Annotated in this window: 18 protein-coding genes; 6 read left to right on the top strand and 12 right to left on the bottom strand. The window is 60.5% G+C overall.

The genetic code is table 11. The features are described from left to right. Nucleotides 1-18: 18 nt before the first annotated feature. From asnB to ABDK74_RS03620, 10 genes are read right to left on the bottom strand one after another with little or no spacing between them, the layout of a single operon-like run. Nucleotides 19-1,779 carry an asparagine synthase (glutamine-hydrolyzing) gene (asnB, locus tag ABDK74_RS03575; protein WP_346002740.1) on the bottom strand — a complete coding sequence of 587 codons (1,761 nt, stop codon included), beginning with the start codon at nucleotides 1,777-1,779 and terminating at the stop codon, nucleotides 19-21. After that, on the bottom strand, nucleotides 1,779-2,828 hold the full coding sequence (locus tag ABDK74_RS03580; protein WP_346002741.1) for a glycosyltransferase: 1,050 nt from the start codon (nucleotides 2,826-2,828) through the stop codon (nucleotides 1,779-1,781). Before ABDK74_RS03580 ends, asnB begins: the two co-directional genes overlap by 1 nt. 36 nt (nucleotides 2,829-2,864) lie before the next feature. Next, nucleotides 2,865-3,785 carry a glycosyltransferase family 9 protein gene (locus ABDK74_RS03585; RefSeq protein WP_346004153.1) on the bottom strand — a complete coding sequence of 307 codons (921 nt, stop codon included), beginning with the start codon at nucleotides 3,783-3,785 and terminating at the stop codon, nucleotides 2,865-2,867. Continuing rightward, entirely contained in the window at nucleotides 3,785-4,471 is a 687-nt protein-coding gene (gene dnaQ / locus ABDK74_RS03590; RefSeq protein WP_346002742.1) for a DNA polymerase III subunit epsilon, read from the bottom strand. Before dnaQ ends, ABDK74_RS03585 begins: the two co-directional genes overlap by 1 nt. Continuing rightward, nucleotides 4,468-5,073: a dephospho-CoA kinase gene (gene coaE, locus ABDK74_RS03595; RefSeq protein ID WP_346002743.1), complete on the bottom strand. Its 606-nt coding sequence runs from the start codon at nucleotides 5,071-5,073 to the stop codon at nucleotides 4,468-4,470. Before coaE ends, dnaQ begins: the two co-directional genes overlap by 4 nt. A 3-nt stretch (nucleotides 5,074-5,076) precedes the next feature. Further along, the gene (locus ABDK74_RS03600; protein WP_346004154.1) at nucleotides 5,077-5,907 is read right to left on the bottom strand and encodes a shikimate dehydrogenase; all 831 of its coding nucleotides are present in this window, start codon (nucleotides 5,905-5,907) and stop codon (nucleotides 5,077-5,079) included. After that, a complete protein-coding gene (locus ABDK74_RS03605; protein ID WP_346002744.1) occupies nucleotides 5,904-6,668 on the bottom strand; it encodes an N-formylglutamate amidohydrolase in 765 nt (254 codons plus the stop codon). Before ABDK74_RS03605 ends, ABDK74_RS03600 begins: the two co-directional genes overlap by 4 nt. A 19-nt stretch (nucleotides 6,669-6,687) precedes the next feature. Beyond that, nucleotides 6,688-7,347: a TlpA disulfide reductase family protein gene (locus tag ABDK74_RS03610; protein WP_346002745.1), complete on the bottom strand. Its 660-nt coding sequence runs from the start codon at nucleotides 7,345-7,347 to the stop codon at nucleotides 6,688-6,690. Nucleotides 7,348-7,382: 35 nt separating this feature from the next. Then, the gene (locus ABDK74_RS03615; RefSeq protein WP_346002746.1) at nucleotides 7,383-7,964 is read right to left on the bottom strand and encodes a TlpA disulfide reductase family protein; all 582 of its coding nucleotides are present in this window, start codon (nucleotides 7,962-7,964) and stop codon (nucleotides 7,383-7,385) included. Then, nucleotides 7,961-8,560, bottom strand: coding sequence for a TlpA disulfide reductase family protein (locus ABDK74_RS03620; RefSeq protein ID WP_346002747.1), 600 nt, complete (start codon nucleotides 8,558-8,560; stop codon nucleotides 7,961-7,963). The genes ABDK74_RS03615 and ABDK74_RS03620 overlap by 4 nt, the downstream gene beginning before the upstream one ends. 15 nt (nucleotides 8,561-8,575) lie before the next feature. On the opposite strand from ABDK74_RS03620, the gene argH reads away from it, so the two are divergent. Together argH and ABDK74_RS03630 are read left to right on the top strand one after the other, a co-directional pair. Continuing rightward, nucleotides 8,576-10,021: an argininosuccinate lyase gene (gene argH, locus ABDK74_RS03625; RefSeq protein WP_194255201.1), complete on the top strand. Its 1,446-nt coding sequence runs from the start codon at nucleotides 8,576-8,578 to the stop codon at nucleotides 10,019-10,021. Beyond that, the gene (locus ABDK74_RS03630; RefSeq protein ID WP_265588980.1) at nucleotides 10,018-10,149 is read left to right on the top strand and encodes a hypothetical protein; all 132 of its coding nucleotides are present in this window, start codon (nucleotides 10,018-10,020) and stop codon (nucleotides 10,147-10,149) included. The genes argH and ABDK74_RS03630 overlap by 4 nt, the downstream gene beginning before the upstream one ends. Here the strand turns inward: ABDK74_RS03630 and gluQRS are convergent. Continuing rightward, a complete protein-coding gene (gene gluQRS, locus ABDK74_RS03635) occupies nucleotides 10,118-10,978 on the bottom strand; it encodes a tRNA glutamyl-Q(34) synthetase GluQRS (RefSeq protein ID WP_346002748.1) in 861 nt (286 codons plus the stop codon). The genes ABDK74_RS03630 and gluQRS overlap by 32 nt on opposite strands. A gap of 143 nt (nucleotides 10,979-11,121) precedes the next feature. Here gluQRS and ABDK74_RS03640 point away from each other — a divergent pair, with 143 nt between their 5' ends. Both ABDK74_RS03640 and ABDK74_RS03645 read left to right on the top strand, forming a co-directional pair. Then, complete coding sequence (locus tag ABDK74_RS03640; RefSeq protein WP_034953612.1) at nucleotides 11,122-11,694, top strand: HNH endonuclease; 573 nt, start codon at nucleotides 11,122-11,124, stop codon at nucleotides 11,692-11,694. Between the two features lie 42 nt (nucleotides 11,695-11,736). Beyond that, on the top strand, nucleotides 11,737-12,183 hold the full coding sequence (locus ABDK74_RS03645) for a CHRD domain-containing protein (protein ID WP_194255203.1): 447 nt from the start codon (nucleotides 11,737-11,739) through the stop codon (nucleotides 12,181-12,183). Nucleotides 12,184-12,279: 96 nt separating this feature from the next. Here ABDK74_RS03645 and ABDK74_RS03650 read toward each other — a convergent pair whose 3' ends face one another. Beyond that, nucleotides 12,280-12,693 (bottom strand): hypothetical protein, encoded by a 414-nt coding sequence (locus ABDK74_RS03650; RefSeq protein WP_346002749.1) that lies wholly within the window; start codon nucleotides 12,691-12,693, stop codon nucleotides 12,280-12,282. Nucleotides 12,694-13,411: 718 nt separating this feature from the next. Here ABDK74_RS03650 and ABDK74_RS03655 point away from each other — a divergent pair. Then, nucleotides 13,412-14,707, top strand: a complete 1,296-nt coding sequence (locus ABDK74_RS03655) for a DNA cytosine methyltransferase (RefSeq protein ID WP_346002750.1) — start codon at nucleotides 13,412-13,414, stop codon at nucleotides 14,705-14,707. Between the two features lie 53 nt (nucleotides 14,708-14,760). Next, a complete protein-coding gene (locus tag ABDK74_RS03660; RefSeq protein WP_346002751.1) occupies nucleotides 14,761-15,939 on the top strand; it encodes a hypothetical protein in 1,179 nt (392 codons plus the stop codon). The last annotated feature ends 219 nt before the right edge of the window (nucleotides 15,940-16,158 follow it).

A 16,158-nucleotide genomic window follows, 5' to 3' on the forward strand; every position in this document is an offset into this window, starting at 1 on the left:
TGCAAATCAGTAAGCTATTCATAGAGCGCGCGAGAGAGTTTCGAACGTATCCCCGTCCACGGGAACACCTTCGATGTGATGGCGATGCCACAAAGCATAAAACAGTAATGTCCAGGCCTGCCGCGCGACGCCGCGCTGGCTGGCGCGGGCGAAAAGACGCTCCACATCCTGCTGCGGCATCATGGCGCGGATACAGGGCTGACGCGCGACCAGCGGCCCCAGACGCGGCGCCTGTTTCTCGATCCATGCCCCTACAGGCACCGTAAATCCCTGCTTTGGCGCAAACGGCCGGGCCTGAGTCAGTGCGTCCTGAAGCCAGCGACGCAAAAGCCATTTCCCATAGCCGTCACGCACTTTGAACGTCTCAGGCAAAGACCAGACCGCTTTGGCCACAACCGGGTCCAGAAGCGGGGTACGCCCTTCCAAAGAATGCGCCATCAGGCATCGATCCAGCTTGAGCAGCAGATCGTTGGGCAGCCATTCCGCAATATCCAGCGCCTGCGCACCCTCCAGCCCGGATGTTCCGAGCGCCAGTTCCGTCATGGCGATCCCGTGTCGCCACTGCCGCCCCCGCTGCGGAAAATTTCGGCCAAACGTCCCGGATCGGTAGGGCGCACGACCACCTTTCCACCAGGGTTTCATGACCCGCCGATAGCGACCATAGCCTGCAAAAAGCTCGTCCCCGCCCTCACCACTCAGGATGACGGTCACGTCCTTTTTTGCTTCGCGAGCCAGAAACCATGTCGGGATGATGGCATAATCCGCCGCCGGATCGTCCATACATGCCACGATGGATGGCAGATCGCGCCAGACCATGTCTTCGGTGACGGTCAGGACATGATGCCCCGCACCGACGGACGCGGCCAGAACTGCGGCATCGGCGGATTCGTCTGCTGATCCGGCATCAAAACGCGCGGTCCATGTTTTGGGGTGTGGCAGTCCCAGCCGATGAGCTGCCGCCAGGATGACGGAACTGTCGATCCCGCCCGACAGGAACAACCCAAGCGGCACATCCGCCCGCAGATGCGCTCCCACGCTGTCAAGAAGCGCCGTGTCCAGCCGCGCCAACGCGTCCGTATCCGTCAGACCGGCCGGAACCGTATCCCGTGCCTCGTGCAGAACGTGACGACGGCGTGACTCCACGATTCGCCCATCCACGATCCTGAGCGTTTCGCCCGGCAGAAGACGCCGGATACCTTCGAAAATGGTGTCCTGCCCGGTCGTGAACTGAAGCTGCATCAGTTCATCGCGCGCACTTTCGCGAACGTTGCGTCTGCCGAACCCGCCCGCCAGCAACGCCTGTGCTTCGGATGCGAAGGCGATGCCTCCTTCGTAAGCCGCAATATAGAGCGGCTTGATCCCGAACGGGTCACGCGAGAGCACCATTTCATGGCGCCCCTGTTCGTTCTCCACGATCGCGATGGCGTACATGCCCCGCAATGCATGGGTATAACCTGCACCGTCCTGTAACCACAGATGCAATGGCGGCTCGCAGTCACTATGTGTCTGAAAGCAGGTTGCAGGAAAACGTTTGCGAATGGCCGGATCGTTGTAGATTTCACCATTCGCGATCAGGGCTGCTGCACCAAGTTTAAAGGGTTGCGCCCCGCCTGCGATATCGACGATGGACAGCCGCCGATGACGCAGGGCGGCGCCCGCCAGATCCAGCCGCCCTTCCCCATCCGGTCCACGATGGAAAATCGCCTGTGACATGCGCTCCAGCGCAGCTTGATCCGGACGATGTCCCGGCAGACACGACAGGCCTGCGATGCCACACATCAGGCACGCACCCCATCCAGAAACGCTGACCATCGCGCCATAACCACGTTCTGGGAAAACTCCCGCTCGAACCGCGTCCGTCCGTTCACGGAAAGCTGCTGCGCCAGTGCAGGATTTTCCAGAATACTGCCAATCTGCGCTGCAAGATCCTTTTCATCCTCGACTGCGGCCAGAAGCCCGTCTTGTGTGCCTTCAAGGATTTCCTGCGGGCCCTGAATGCGGCTCGCTACGACTGGCACTCCGGCGGAGAGCGCCTCAATGACGACATTCCCCAGCGGCTCGATCCGGGACGGACAGACCAGCACGTCACAGGCCCGCAGCCATGGGCCGCTCTGCCCAATCCAACCGGGAAGATGTACACGATCCGCAACACCCTCCGCTTTCGCCAATGCCTCAAGCGCGGCACGCTCCGGTCCTTCGCCCGCAATGACGAGATGCACACCTGGAAGATGCGTCATCGCGCGGATCAACACGTCGAAGGCCTTGTTTTCATGCAGACGGCCCAGAGCGAGCACAAACGGCACTTCCTGCGGCAGAAAAGCGGGACGCTGCGGTGTCACGTCCGAAAAATCCGTCGCGAAATTCGGCAGGTGATGCACGCGATCGGCGGCCCAGCCCTGCGTTTTCATCCATTCCGCCAGCCCCCGCGTATTGCCGATCAGATGGTCACAGCGACGATAGTTCGACAGGTCGTAATATCCGCCCAGACGCCCGGCCATCTGCCACGGACCTGACGGCACCAGACGCGCCGCCCGGCTCATCCACGCCACAACGACATCCGGCCGGAACGCATTCAGACTGCGCCGCAGCGCCGATCGGGTGCGCAGATCCAACAGACCGCCGAACCGGTATGTCCGGGTATCGACTCCTGCTTCCTCAAGTCGTCCAAGCCGACCGACATCGTGTCGAATCAATGCCTGAACGGGGCGCCCGTCCCGCATCTGGGCCATCGTCAGGCGCTCGAAGAAAAGCTCTGCGCCCCCTCTGGGAGCCCCCGCCATCACATGGGCCACACGACCCCGGTATTCGTTGGACGATGCAGACATCATCTTTCTTTTATCGGGCATGACCGACAGGGCATCAAGTCAGTCTGTTTCAAGGTCCGGAATAAACACGTCTTTTTCATTGAGGATTTCCGTCGCGGCCTTCAGAACCCGCGCCACATCCAGTCCAGCCATTGGAGCATGACCTTCCGGTCCCGGCGCTTCTACAAACCGTGCAAGACAACCGGCTGGCGCATATTCCGACGCACGGGATGGCCCGAACAGCCCCAGCGTCGGCGTCCCCGCAGCGGCGGCCAGATGCATCAGGCCAGAATCGTTGCCTACAAACAGTGCGCAACGCTGAAGAAGCGCTGCCACATCGCCCAGCGCGTGGCTCCCGCCCAGATCCAGCGCATCGGGAAGCGCCTCCAGCACCGGCTCCGCCCGCGCACGTTCGCCCTCACCGGGTCCATAAAACACAACCGGACGCAGATTTTCCGACCGCAGTGCCTGCGCCAGCGCTACAAACCGTTCGGGTGGCCAGATCTTGCCGTCCCAGTTCGCCGTTGGCCCTAGCGCCAGCCAACGCCCTTCAGGCAATGTCGCAACTGCATTCGCTCGTTGTGCCTCGGACGTCCAGACCTTTGGCATGGGCGTGCGGCGATAACCCAGCGCCTCCCCGAGTTGCTCGACACGCCGTCCGGGCCGACGACCGCCCCGCACGATGATCCGACGTCGCGCCCGCAATGTCAGCCCGAGCAACGATCCGCGCAGATCCACGACCATGAACCATCGTGTTCGGAAACAGGTCCGCCACAGATCAATCCAGTGCCGGTCATGACGGCGCTTTTCCATGGTAATGATGCGCTCGCATCGCGGGTCCGCTTCAAAAAGCCCCGCCGCGACAGGGCCACAGACCACGGTGAACATTGCCGTCGGATAGCGCTTCTGCAACGCATCCAACACGCCTGTGGAAATTACCGCATCGCCCAGACGGTTGGACGTAATGAACAGAATTCGCATCATTCGCGATGCCACACCGCATCCTTGATAGTGCTCACGAATGCCTCATGCACCTGCAGTTCTTCCGCGGTCGGCGGGGCCATTGTCCGTGGCGGACGACTGGCCAGTGCGTTGATCCCATCCGTCATGCTGCGACTGCGGGACGGCCCTGCCAGACCTAAGCCACGCTGCCGCCCGCCCATCAGTTCGACATACACATCCGCAAGAAGTTTGCAGTCCAGCAGCGCGTTATGGGTTCCGCGCTGCGACAGGTCGATTCCGAAACGTCGGCATAACGCATCAAGACTTGCCGGAAGTCCCGGATATTTCTTCCGCGCCATTTCCACCGTGTCGATGGCCCGGCTGGCATAATCGAGCGGTTCGCGCCCACAGAACTTCAGCTCGGCATTGACGAACTTGAAATCGAAGCGGGCATTATGCGCAATCATCGGGCTCTCCCCGATGAACTCCAGAAAGCCGTCCGCCACTTCGGCGAATTTTGGCTTCCCTTCCAGATCCTCAATCCGAAACCCATGCACCTTCGTCGCCTCGGGCGGAATGTCGCGCTCGGGATGGACCAGCACATGATAGACCTCACCCGTCGGGAGATCATCAATCAGTTCAAGAGCCGCAATTTCGATGATCCGGTCGCCCATATCCGGGTCAAAACCCGTGGTTTCCGTATCGAATAGGATGGATCTTTTCATGACGCCTCACGCAGCCGGTGCAACAGGGCATGGACCTGCCGGGCGGCGTGTCCACGTGACAGGCCGGTTCGTATCACGATGTCGGCCCGGCGTCTGCGTTCATGGTCACTCATCTGACGCTTGAGCAATCCTTTGGCATCCATCACGCTCATACGCCCCCCGCTGCGTCCGCGCTGCCGGATACGCGACAAACGCGTGCTCATCGGGGCTTCTGCGACTACAACCAGATCGCACCGTCGGTCTTCGCCAATTTCCATCAGTAGCGGAATATCCAGCACACAGAATGGCTCTTTCCGTGCCCGGCACTGCTTCAGAAAACGCGCCCGTTCTGCTCGCACCAGTGGATGCATGATGGCTTCCAGACGTTTCAGCGCATCAGGCTGCGTTCGTACAACCTCTCGCAGTGCGCCTCGATCCAGACGTCCTTCAAGCACCGTTTCGGGGAATATTTTTTCGATCAAAGGAAGTGCCTTCCCTCCTTTGCCCTGAAGCCTCCGAACACACGCATCCGCATCGAAAACCGACACTCCGGCCCTGCGGAACAGCGTCGCAAGCGTGCTTTTCCCGGCTGCCATTCCACCCGTCAGGCCAATAATCCGCACGCTCTAGCGCAGGCTCGCCGCCAGAAGATCGAACGTCGTCTGGTCGGCCTGCGGATCGACGCCAAACCATGCTCGAAATCCCGCCCGCGCCTGATGCACAAGCATTCCCAGACCATCCACAGTCCGCAGTCCGCGCGCCTGAGCCGCCACCAACAGAGGCGTCTCGCGCGGCGTATAAACAATATCGGCTACGCACAACCCCGGGGCAGCTTCCCTAAGCGCGGAATCCCAGTCCATGCCGGGCTTGCCCCCCATCCCCATGGAGGTGGCGTTCACCAGAAGCGAACAGCCCGACAGCAAAGACGGCCATTCGTACCACGCAACGGCCTCGCCGCCGCCAAGTGCTGCCACCAGACCCTCGGCCCGCTCCAGCGTCCGGTTCGCGATCACGACTTCGCAACCCCGATCCAGAAGCGCTGCCGCCACGGCCCGCGCCGCACCACCTGCGCCGAGAATCAGGGCGCGGCCACCAATCGCGACATCATGCGCGCTCAGATTGTCGCAAAAACCTGTTCCGTCCGTGCAGTCACCAATGATTCGTCCGGCCACGAAACAGATCGTATTCACAGCCCCGGCCCGTTTGGCGGTGGGGGTGAGCTCGTCACAGGCGCGCATGGCGGCTTCCTTATGCGGAATCGTGACGTTCACACCCTGAAAACCCGCTACTGCCAGCCCGCGCAACGCCTGATCGAACCCTTCAGGCTTTGTCGGCAGCGGCACATATGCGCCATTCACCCCGTTCACCCGACACCAGTGATTATGCATCAGCGGAGAGCGCGAATGTTCGACAGGCCATCCCATGACGCCTGCGAGTTTCGTGTGCCCGTCAATCACGCTGCCAGCCTTTCCCAGACTTTCGGCAACAAGAGCGCCAGACGCTCGGCCCATGCCCGCTGCCCGTCTTTTTCAAGGATCAGATCCTGCCGGATTTCGATTTCCAGATAAGGCAGGCCCGCCGCTTCTGCGTGGCGCGGCACCGTATAGTCGGACGTATCGGTCAGGACGTAAGGCTCGTTATCGCCCACGCAGAGTGCGCTGTCTTCACGCAGCAGGTCCAGCGCGATCGACGCCATGCGGCTGTCCTGATTGTGCAGAATACCGATCTGCCACGGGCGGTCTTTCCCATTCATCTGCGGCGTAAAGCTGTGCAACGCAATCAGCGCTGTCGGACGCGAACCCCGCTCGGCCAGAACTTCCGCGATCGTGTCATGATACGGATGCAGAATTTCACGTTCACGCTTCGCCCGGCAGGTGTCCTGAGCGGTCTGATTGACCGGAACCGACGTGCCATCGCTCACACCCGGCATGGAGGTCGGATGGCCGGGCGCGCGGTTGCAGTCGATCACGAGGCGTGAATACACCTGCTCGATCAGCGCTGCGCCAAGCGTTTCGTGCAGCACGCGCCCGACACCGACGATACCGATATCCCAGGCGATGTGCCGCTCCCAGTCCTCGGTCCGCACCCCCATGTCCCCAAGCGCATCCGGCACTGCCCGTCCCGCGTGATCGCTCACGAACACAAACGGAGACGGTGTTTTTTCAGGAAAAAGAAGGAAGGGCGCCGGGTCATTGGCACCTAGAAGGGGAGCAGACATCAGGACTTCACTCTTACTACTATCCAGCCAGAGCCTGCACAGTATGCCTCACGGCGTCAGCAGACCAGTCCATGTTTCCGATGGATTCCGCGACGACTTCGCCTTTCGCATTCAGGATCAGTGACCGCGGCACGCCATGCAGGGACATGACATCCGGGGTCAGGCTCTTCAGATCATCGGGGCGTACCTGCCGAACCGACTGTATCAGCGCCGTCTGATCCGCCGTCTCCATCATCACGGCTGAAAGCGGGTCGACCAGTATCGGCAAAGCGTCGATCCCGTGGCTGTCATAAAATGCCCGGACCTTGGGGATCGTACTACCACGCACAGCCACGGCGACGATCTGCGGCCCCTCGGCCCCCAGCGCCTTGGCCGTCGCATTTACCGAAGGCAGTTCACGGATGCAGGGCGGGCACCATGTCGCCCAGAAATGCAGGATGAACGGCTTACCGTACCAGTGCGACAGCGGCACGTCCTGATCCTGCTCGTTCTTCACGCTCAGCGGCGGCAGAACTTTCGGCACAGCCAGTTTGCCGAAAGAATTCGGCTCGAAAGCCAGTCCCTTACCGACCTCTTCCTTCTCAGCCGTGGCAGCAATGGCCCGGCCCGAAACCAGAAGGGCACCGGCGCCCCCGAGGAGATGGCCCATGAGATGACGACGTGTCAGGGGAAAAGTCATGTTGGAAATCCGTTCTTTCATTAATCCCATCGCGTTCAGACGGTCGTGGCGGCAAACACCCGACGAAGCACGCCAACGGCATCGGAGCTTCCCCAGTCCAAAGGACCTGCCGCCGTCGCGCGAATGCGCCCTTCACCATCAATCAGGAATGTTACGGGGATGGCAAGTTCCGCAGTGCCGTACCAGTCTTTCAGAGCCGTCCCGTCCACTGTCCATACGAGTAAATCTGCGATGCCGTTTCGGTCCAGAAACGCCCGAACATCGCCTGGCGATCCGCTTGAAACCGCGACCGGAACAACAGGGCAATCTGGTCCCCATGCCCGCATGAATCCTGCCAAAGCAGGCAGTTCATGACGGCAGGGCGGACACCATGTCGCCCACACATGTAGCAGAAACGGCGCCCCCCGATGCGAGATAAGTGACGAATGTGCGCCCTCAGGGCCGGACAGTGAAAGCGCAACAGGCTCTGACACGGGCCGCCCCGGCATCAGCCGCTCAATCGGCATCCCACGACGCACAACCGTCCCGGCCAGTTTCGAAGCCCCGACCCCGACCAGAACCGCGAGACCAACTGTTCCGACAACAGCATTCCGCCGACTGATCAGCCCTTCCTTCACGCCGGTTTAGACGCCTGAAGGCCCGACAGGATCTTTTCAAAAGAAGCCTGACTGTCCGGCGCACTCCACGCCATTTCCCCTTCAACACTGGCGCGCATTCGCCCCTGCGAATCAATCACACAGGTCATGGGAAGGCTCGGCTCGCCGGAGGTGAACCATTGGGAAAATTCATGCTGGCCCAGTGTCCAGGGCGCGATATGCGGCAAATTGCCCTGCGCCAGAAAGATCATCACTTTCGGCAGCGGACTCGCTACGGCGACTGGAATGACAGGAATGCTGGCTCCGGTTCTCTCGATGAACGCATTCAACGCCGGAAGTTCGAGCCTGCAGGGCGGGCACCACGTTGCCCACAGATGCAGAATAAAGGGCCGCCCCCTCAACGAGGAGAGCGCCAGCGTCGTGCCGTCTGGCCCCTTAAGCTGGAAATTCACGGGCTCCAACTTAGGCGCAGCGGGCGCAAGCGAGGGCAGCACGGATTGTGCCCCCTCCGCCGCGCGGGCGGAATTCCCCAGCCCGCAATTGCAGAGGGAGGCCGCCGCAGCTAGGCTGGCCGCTCCTCCAAGAAGGGTTCGCCGGTCGATCTGCTTCCGAATCATCTGTTTACGGTTATCATGAAAAACGCTCCTGTCGACACACAATCAGATGCCGCCACGTCCTTTGAAGGCACTGCCGCCAATCCGCAATGGGGTGGCCGCTTTGCCTCAGGCCCTGCCGCCATCATGGGTGAGATCAACGCTTCCATCGGATTTGACAAGATCCTGTGGCGACAGGACATCCGCGGCTCCCTCGCCCATGCCGCCATGCTCCAGAAAGTCGGCCTGCTGACCGAGACGGAACTTGCCGAAATCCGGCAGGGCCTTGGCGACATCGCGCAGGAAATCGGCGAAGGCCGCTTCGAGTTCTCCCCGGCCCTCGAAGACATCCACATGAACATCGAGGCACGCCTGTCCGAGCGCATCGGCGAGGCCGGCAAGCGCCTGCACACGGCGCGCTCGCGCAACGATCAGGTCGCCACCGATTTCCGCCTCTGGGTGCGTGACGCCATCGACGGCCTTCAGGACCAGACCGCTGCCCTGATGCGCTCCCTCGCCACCCGCGCGCTGGAACATGCAGCAACGCCGATGCCGGGCTTTACCCACCTTCAGGTCGCCCAACCGGTCACGTTCGGCCATCACCTTCTGGCCTATGTCGAGATGTTGTCGCGCGATCGTGGCCGCCTGCGTGACGCCCGTGCGCGGCTGAACGAATGCCCGCTTGGCTCGGCAGCCCTTGCCGGTACTTCCTTCCCGATTGATCGCCGCATGACGGCTGCGGCGCTTGATTTCGATCGCCCGACCGCCAATTCACTCGATGCGGTTTCGGACCGTGACTTCGCGCTCGAATTCCTGTCCGCCCTGTCCCTTCAGGCCATGCACCTGTCCCGTCTGGCGGAAGAAATCGTGATGTGGGCCTCCGCGCCCTTCGGTTTCGTCACATTGTCGGATGCCTTCACGACCGGCTCGTCCATCATGCCGCAGAAGCGCAACCCGGACGCCGCCGAACTGGTCCGCGCCAAGATCGGCCGCATCATGGGCGATTTCGTGGGCCTGCTCACGGTCATGAAGGGTCTGCCGCTCGCCTATGCCAAGGACACGCAGGAAGACAAGGAACCCGTCTTCGACGCCACCGAGGCCATGACGCTTTCCCTCGCCGCCATGGACGGCATGATCCGCGATTTGAAAGCCAACGCTCCCCGGATGCGCGACGTCGCGGGCATGGGCTTCTCCACTGCCACCGACCTCGCCGACTGGCTGGTTCGTGAACTGCGTGTTCCTTTCCGCACTGCCCATCACGTCACCGGCCGTTTGGTCGGTATGGCGGAACAGAAGGGTTGCGATCTGGCGGATCTATCGCTCGAAGACATGCAGTCTGTCGAACCGCAAATCAACGCGGGCGTTTTTGATGTCCTGACCGTTGAGGCATCCCTCGCCTCCCGCACCAGCGAAGGCGGGACCGCACCAGCCAATGTGACGCAGCAGGCTCAGGCATGGCTCGTAAAACTCGGAGAATCCGCATGAAAACACTGCTGCTCGTCAGCATGGCGGTCATGGCTCTCAGCCTGACCGCCTGCGGCAAGAAAGGTGCCCCGCACGCCCCCGGCCCTGCGAAAGACATCACCTATCCGGGCGTCTATCCGCCGGAATAAAACTAGCCTCCAGAGCCTGCCGCACGAGTGGATGGTCCAGAACCTGTCGGGCCGTCCACCCTTCCTGCCGCAGAACTCTCACGCCTTCTGCCCCATCCCGTTTAGACAGTTTTTGTCCATCCGGGCCGATAATCAGCGCATGATGGGCATAGACCGGCTCCGCCCAACCCATCAGATTCTGCAACACCCGCTGGACTGATGTAGCCTCATACAAATCCCGCCCGCGCGTTACGGTGGTTACGCCTTGCAACGCATCGTCATGTGTGACGCACAGATGATACGACACGCCCGTATCCCGACGCGCCAGAACGATGTCGCCGAACGCATCGGCCCGGCCCGCGATCCGCCCGTGTCCAAGCTCCTGCCAGCCCGGCACGTCCTGTAATACCTCAAGCGCCCGCCCAATATCGAGCCGCCAGACCGGCTCCCGACCTGCATGAACCGCGCCATGCCGACAGGTTCCCGGATAGACGACACTCCCATCCGGCGCGGTCTGCGTTGCAGCCTCGGCAATCTCCCGTCGCGTGCAGAAACACGGATAGAGCAGCCTCCGCTCCCGCAGAGTCTCCAATACGGCCTGATACTCAGGCAAATGTTTGGACTGCTGCCGGGTTGGGACAGCCGAGACCAATCCAAGCCAGTCCAGATCTTCACGCAGCGCCGCCGTCAGTTCCGGCGTACAGCGCATCGTATCAATATCTTCGATACGGATCAGAAACTTTCCGCTCTCACCCGCCATGATCCGCGAATACAGCCCTGACACCACATGCCCCAGATGCAGAAACCCCGTAGGACTCGGCGCAAATCGTGTTGTGGCGGGAAACGTCATGAATGTGTCACCAGCGTTTGCTTGCGGTCAGAGCAGTTTACTGGAATAGTTTTTTCAAAGAAGCCGACGACACGTGTTTTCCCGCTGTTTGTCCCGTTTTCATTCGGCGCCGTAACCCCGCATGTGTCGTCCTTGCAGAAAGGATGCGTGTGGTGTCCGTCAGCGGTCAGCATTTTCCGGCTCTTGTCCTGAACGCGGATTTCCGTCCGCTGTCCTATTTCCCACTCTCGCTCTGGTCCTGGCAGGAAGCGGTCAAGGCCGTCTTCCTCGACCGCGTCTCGGTTCTTTCGGAATATGAAGACGCCGTTGTGCATTCCCCAAGCCAGAGTATGCGCCTGCCCAGCGTGATTGCCCTGAAGGACTATATCCCTACCGCCCGCAAACCGGCCTTCACGCGCTTCAACGTCTTTTTGCGGGACAATTTTTCGTGTCAGTACTGCCACGACCGATTGCCCACGCACGAACTGACTTTCGATCACGTTATCCCCCGTGCCCGCGGCGGACGCACAACATGGGAAAATGTCGTCACTGCCTGCAGCCCCTGCAACCTGCTCAAGGGCTCAAAACTGCCAAGCGAACTCGGGATGCACCCGCACCGCAAGCCGGTACAGCCCAGCAGTCGTCTTCTTCAGGAAAATGGTCGGACCTTCCCGCCCCATTACCTTCACGAAAGCTGGCGCGATTATCTGTACTGGAATACCGAACTCGAAACCTGAGCAGACGTTCTGTTGTTCCCAATTCTGTAAGGATGGACTTCCATGCGTACCGGACTTCTGCTGACGACACTCGCCCTCGGTCTCTCCGTCACCGCCCTGCCGGCTTCCGCCGAGACCCTGCATCTTTTCGGTCCCTTCAAGGGCGAACATGGTGCCACCACCCCGATCAAGGGTTCGGCGTCCGCCATGCTGGATACCACAAAAAACACCCTGACCTACCGCTTCGAGGATAATGGCCTGTCCGGTCCCGTCACAGCCATCCATCTTCATGGCCCTGCTGATGCAGGTGAAGACGCAGGCGTTCTGGCCCCGATCAACGGTCCCTACACCACCCGCATGACCGGTACGCTCCAGCTCACACCCGATCAGGTCAAGGACGTTCAGGCCGGACGAAGCTACATCAACCTCCACACGGAAAAATTCCCGGATGGAGAAGCCCGCGCCCAGCTCACCACGGAACTGACCGGCCACCATCATCACGCCGAATAAGACTGCCATCACGGTAAATTAGAAAAGGCCTGCCCCTCACAGGGCAGGCCTTTTTTATGAGACTGGCAACAGATTCAGCCCGTCAGGAAAGTGCGCTTACTCGCCTGTTGCCGAACTTTTCGTCTCGGGAGACTTGGCGGGCTGACCCGGATCAAGATCGTGAACGGCCTTCTTCGTCCAGACGCCGGTGTCATGCACCGCATCTTTCGTACCGTTCTTGGTCGCCTTCCAGCCCTTTTTGCTTTCCTTTCCGGTCCAGTGAGCCGCATCGGAAACGCCATTTTTCGTAGCGTCCCAGCCTTTGACGCTCTGTTTTTTCGTCCACTGCGCCGCATCGGACGTGTCGTGACGAACTTCGGCCCAAGACTGACGCACACTCCGGCACAGATCGGTTTCACATGGCTTTTCAGTAGAATCAGCCGCCATGGCCTGCGGAGCCATTCCCAGCGGCATCACGGCCAGAGCAGCAAGAAGCAGAGGGGCGGAAGAAGAAATGAACCGGATCGACATCGAGAGTCTCCTGTTTTCAGAGACATACACCCTGTCATCCTCCGCAGGGTCGGGCAAGTCCGACACTCCGTTTCCGTCGCAACCATAGTGGCAATAACAGAAAAACCCCGCATCACTGCGGGGTTTTCAACACATCAGACCTGAAAAGCTTCAGGCACTAACGAAGTAGAATCATTCCCACTCGATTATTTATTTACCAACAAAACTATTAAATATCAGTTATTTACAAAAATTAAAACAAACAATGCCATGATTTATGCCATGCGACGAGCTAAAGGGCCGTAGGTACTCCCTTTCACTCCACAACAAAAATCCACCACGACTACAAGCAGCCGTTGGAAGTATGGCTGGGACTGGGGCAAATCTGCCGTTCCCGGAATATCCGCCCAACGACAGGTTTCGTCGGACGCGGGCATCAGCTTCCTCAGGGCCACAACTTACCGCGAGGCTGAATCAGCTTGCCTGCTTCACACTTTTAGCGGGTATAAGAGACAGAGACCGATCCGCAAAAAAAGTGTCACAACTACCCGGTTGTGACCCGTTCCACTCCGCTCAGATGTCTGTCTCGTCGTCGATCCGGCTGTGGGCGCCATCCCTGGCGAGGAGGATCCAACGGCGCTCGCGGGTGAGTCTGAGCCGCTCCGGCTCGCTTGGCTTCATGGACGCATTTTCTGATCGTTGCTAGCCTAGCGCGGACTACGAATCGTTGGAGTAAACTATGTCGGCCTCGCCTGATCGAACGCCTCAGTCATTCGAAATCTGGACCCTTTTTGCGGGGGCAATGGGGCTGGATCTGGGCTTGGAGCAAGCAGGCCTGAAGCCTACCCTCGCGAATGAAATCGAGAAGGTCTACTGCAAGACAATCCGCCTTAACCGTCCAGAGATCACCTTAATCGAGGGTGATGCCGCTACACTGACGAATGAGAGCCTGCGAGCTGCGCGGGGAGGCTACACGGGTGAGGTATTCCTGATCGCCGGAGGCCCCCCCTGCCAGAGCTATTCGTCGGGTGGAAAGCGGGAGGCGTTGAACGACCCTCGCGGTGGCTTGGTGAAGGAATTTTTCCGCATCATCGGGGAAGTGCGCCCACGCTACTTCATCATGGAGAATGTGGCCAACTTGGCAACGGCCGCGCTCAAGCATCGTCCGATCGAGAAACGGCCGGGTAAGCGGTGGTCGCTCAAAAGCTACGAGAAATCGATTGGCCAGGCATCCTTATTGGAGGATGATGTTCCTCCGCTAGAGCCAGACGAAATGGCCGGTTCCGCCATCCGAGCCATCATCAGGGATGTTGTGGCTCCGCTCGGATACCACGTGACATTCGGAGTGCTGGACTCAGCCGACTACGGCGCTCCCCAGCACCGCCTCCGCCTAATCATGCTCGGAAGCCGGGACCTGCCGCCTCCTGTTCTACCTGAGGCCACTCATGGTCCGGGTCGGCTGCCCTTCGCCACCGTGCGAGACGCCATCTGGGCGCTGCAAAACGATCCCGGCCCCGGTTCTGAGTACACGCCCAATATGGCCAAGTTTTTCGACTTAGTCCCCGAAGGCGGGAACTGGCGCAATCTGCCCGTCGAAATGCAGAAGGAGGCTTTGGGCGGCGCGTTCGAAAGCGGTGGAGGCAAGACCGGATTCTTTCGGCGCCTCGCGTGGGACAAGCCTTCCTGCACCATGACGGGGAAGTCTAACCGCAAGGCGTCGGCTGTTTGCCATCCCACGGCTACAAGGCCGATTTCGGCGCGGGAATGCGCTGCGCTCCAGGGTTTTCCTTCCGATTGGCAGTTCGCCGGGGCCACAGGGCAGCAATTCATGCAGTCTGGCAACGCTGTCCCGGTGGCGCTCGGGCGTGCCGTCGGGGCCGCGATCCTGGCCCATGCAGCGTCTGCCAAGGACTGCCCAAAGACCATCCAGCACCCCGCGGATCTGGATGGGATGATCGAAGCCTCCATGAAGCGTCTCCGAGCGGCTGGGGCCAACAACAAATCCAAGAATGCCGCTAGAAAGAAGGCTGCATAAACGGGATGCACATAGAATTTCTCCCGATAAATCACCCGATACAATCGGTCGGGATGAGGAGCGCCCTGATTAAGGCGCAGCAATCCGTCATCGACCGTGAGTTCGGTACCGCAGCAGATTTCTTTGACCGTGTCCTGCGGGACCTCCGCATCTCCGGGCCCGTGCCTACCAATCTGCGAGGCCAGGATGTTCGGTCCTTTTCGGACATGCAGATGAATGATCTGGTAGAGTACTGGAGTGCCTACCTGACAGGTATCGGCATCGAACGCGATGTCGTCCATAATCTGGCGCGGGCCGCAGCCGAGCGGAGCCAGTTGCTGCGAGCCTTCGATGACCCAACTGCAATGCTCGAATGGACGATCTCCAAGGTTGCAGAGATCGTTGCCGACCTTCCTTCGGAAGCCAAGCACATCCAGGTCGGCCGGAACCCCGGCGACGTCCTGGACCCCTACATCCTAGCGGCGACGCAGAACCTCCTCTGCGGCGGGGACAGCCAGCGTGCTATCGAGGCAACCGTCGCCCACAAGGCTCTGATGGTCCTGGAAGGTCTGCTCGGACACCTGCATGAAGAGGTTCTCGGTCGCATGCGGGGGAACGTGCGTGCCCCTGAACCGCGTGGAGAACTGGCATCCATGATCGATGCCGTCAGCAACCCGTTCCCAGGAGCGGACGTCGTCACCCCTCCTCTGGCCAAAGGGGACCCGATTTGCTTCCACCAGGTAAAGTCGAAGACGGGTAGCATGAACAGCAGCGGCGGCCATCGGCTCGCCCTCCAGCTGGTCTCGTTGAGGCAGGCCTACCCTGGGGCAGAGCTCTATGCCCACTCTCTCGTAGGCACGACGCTCACTGGGCACCGCACCATGGGGGTGATCCATAGAGTGGACCCCTCGATTATCTGCACTGTGGGGAAAAGCGCATTTCGGATCCTGACCGGATCCGATAGTGGTCCAGAACTTCTCCTCCGGGTCTACCAGTCCGCGTTCAAGCTCGGCGCCGAGCGGGCCGCCTACGATATTGAGACTGCAAGCGCCCGGATCGTTGCTGCATTCGAAACTGAGGCCGCGGAGGCCGGAGAAGGCTTCCTGGAGTCCATCCTCCACCGCGCGACAGACGGATCGGCGGCTCAGCAGAGTTCCACAACCTATGTAAGCGCTCGCGCGGCACGGCTCGCAGCTCGGGCCTCTGCAAGCGTCGGAGACGCACCATCTACCCAGTCCCGTCGTAGGCGCTGATCCTGACAGACGCCGCCTCTCCGCTCATTGCATGCGGCGGGCGTCCGCTTTCGACTCAATAACCGCCGCCGCCCCGGCAGTACCAGTCGGTCTGATCCAAGTAGCCGGTTTGCCGTTTCATTGACACGACCGGACGTTGAAAACTTGACGAGAATGTTAACTCGACAATTGGAGCTCAGATAGCCACAGGCGTAGTTTTTTAACACGTTCAGGAAACCA

Origin of the sequence: Gluconobacter sp. OJB (assembly GCF_039638275.1) — a bacterium.
Lineage (GTDB): Bacteria > Pseudomonadota > Alphaproteobacteria > Acetobacterales > Acetobacteraceae > Gluconobacter > Gluconobacter cerevisiae.

What these genes read in the sequence shown, in the direction of transcription:
- ABDK74_RS03605 (WP_346002744.1), bottom strand. Translation starts at nt 6,668, where the DNA reads ATGTCTGCTCCCCTTCTAGGTGCCAATGACCCGGCGCCCTTCCTTCTT.
- ABDK74_RS03585 (WP_346004153.1), bottom strand. Translation starts at nt 3,785, where the DNA reads ATGCGAATTCTGTTCATTACGTCCAACCGTCTGGGCGATGCGGTAATT.
- ABDK74_RS03580 (WP_346002741.1), bottom strand. Translation starts at nt 2,828, where the DNA reads ATGATGTCTGCATCGTCCAACGAATACCGGGGTCGTGTGGCCCATGTG.
- asnB (WP_346002740.1), bottom strand. Translation starts at nt 1,779, where the DNA reads ATGTGTGGCATCGCAGGCCTGTCGTGTCTGCCGGGACATCGTCCGGAT.
- ABDK74_RS03630 (WP_265588980.1), top strand. Translation starts at nt 10,018, where the DNA reads ATGAAAACACTGCTGCTCGTCAGCATGGCGGTCATGGCTCTCAGCCTG.
- ABDK74_RS03620 (WP_346002747.1), bottom strand. Translation starts at nt 8,560, where the DNA reads ATGATTCGGAAGCAGATCGACCGGCGAACCCTTCTTGGAGGAGCGGCC.
- ABDK74_RS03610 (WP_346002745.1), bottom strand. Translation starts at nt 7,347, where the DNA reads ATGACTTTTCCCCTGACACGTCGTCATCTCATGGGCCATCTCCTCGGG.
- ABDK74_RS03655 (WP_346002750.1), top strand. Translation starts at nt 13,412, where the DNA reads ATGTCGGCCTCGCCTGATCGAACGCCTCAGTCATTCGAAATCTGGACC.
- ABDK74_RS03640 (WP_034953612.1), top strand. Translation starts at nt 11,122, where the DNA reads ATGCGTGTGGTGTCCGTCAGCGGTCAGCATTTTCCGGCTCTTGTCCTG.
- ABDK74_RS03660 (WP_346002751.1), top strand. Translation starts at nt 14,761, where the DNA reads ATGAGGAGCGCCCTGATTAAGGCGCAGCAATCCGTCATCGACCGTGAG.
- ABDK74_RS03645 (WP_194255203.1), top strand. Translation starts at nt 11,737, where the DNA reads ATGCGTACCGGACTTCTGCTGACGACACTCGCCCTCGGTCTCTCCGTC.
- dnaQ (WP_346002742.1), bottom strand. Translation starts at nt 4,471, where the DNA reads ATGAAAAGATCCATCCTATTCGATACGGAAACCACGGGTTTTGACCCG.
- ABDK74_RS03650 (WP_346002749.1), bottom strand. Translation starts at nt 12,693, where the DNA reads ATGTCGATCCGGTTCATTTCTTCTTCCGCCCCTCTGCTTCTTGCTGCT.
- argH (WP_194255201.1), top strand. Translation starts at nt 8,576, where the DNA reads ATGAAAAACGCTCCTGTCGACACACAATCAGATGCCGCCACGTCCTTT.
- gluQRS (WP_346002748.1), bottom strand. Translation starts at nt 10,978, where the DNA reads ATGACGTTTCCCGCCACAACACGATTTGCGCCGAGTCCTACGGGGTTT.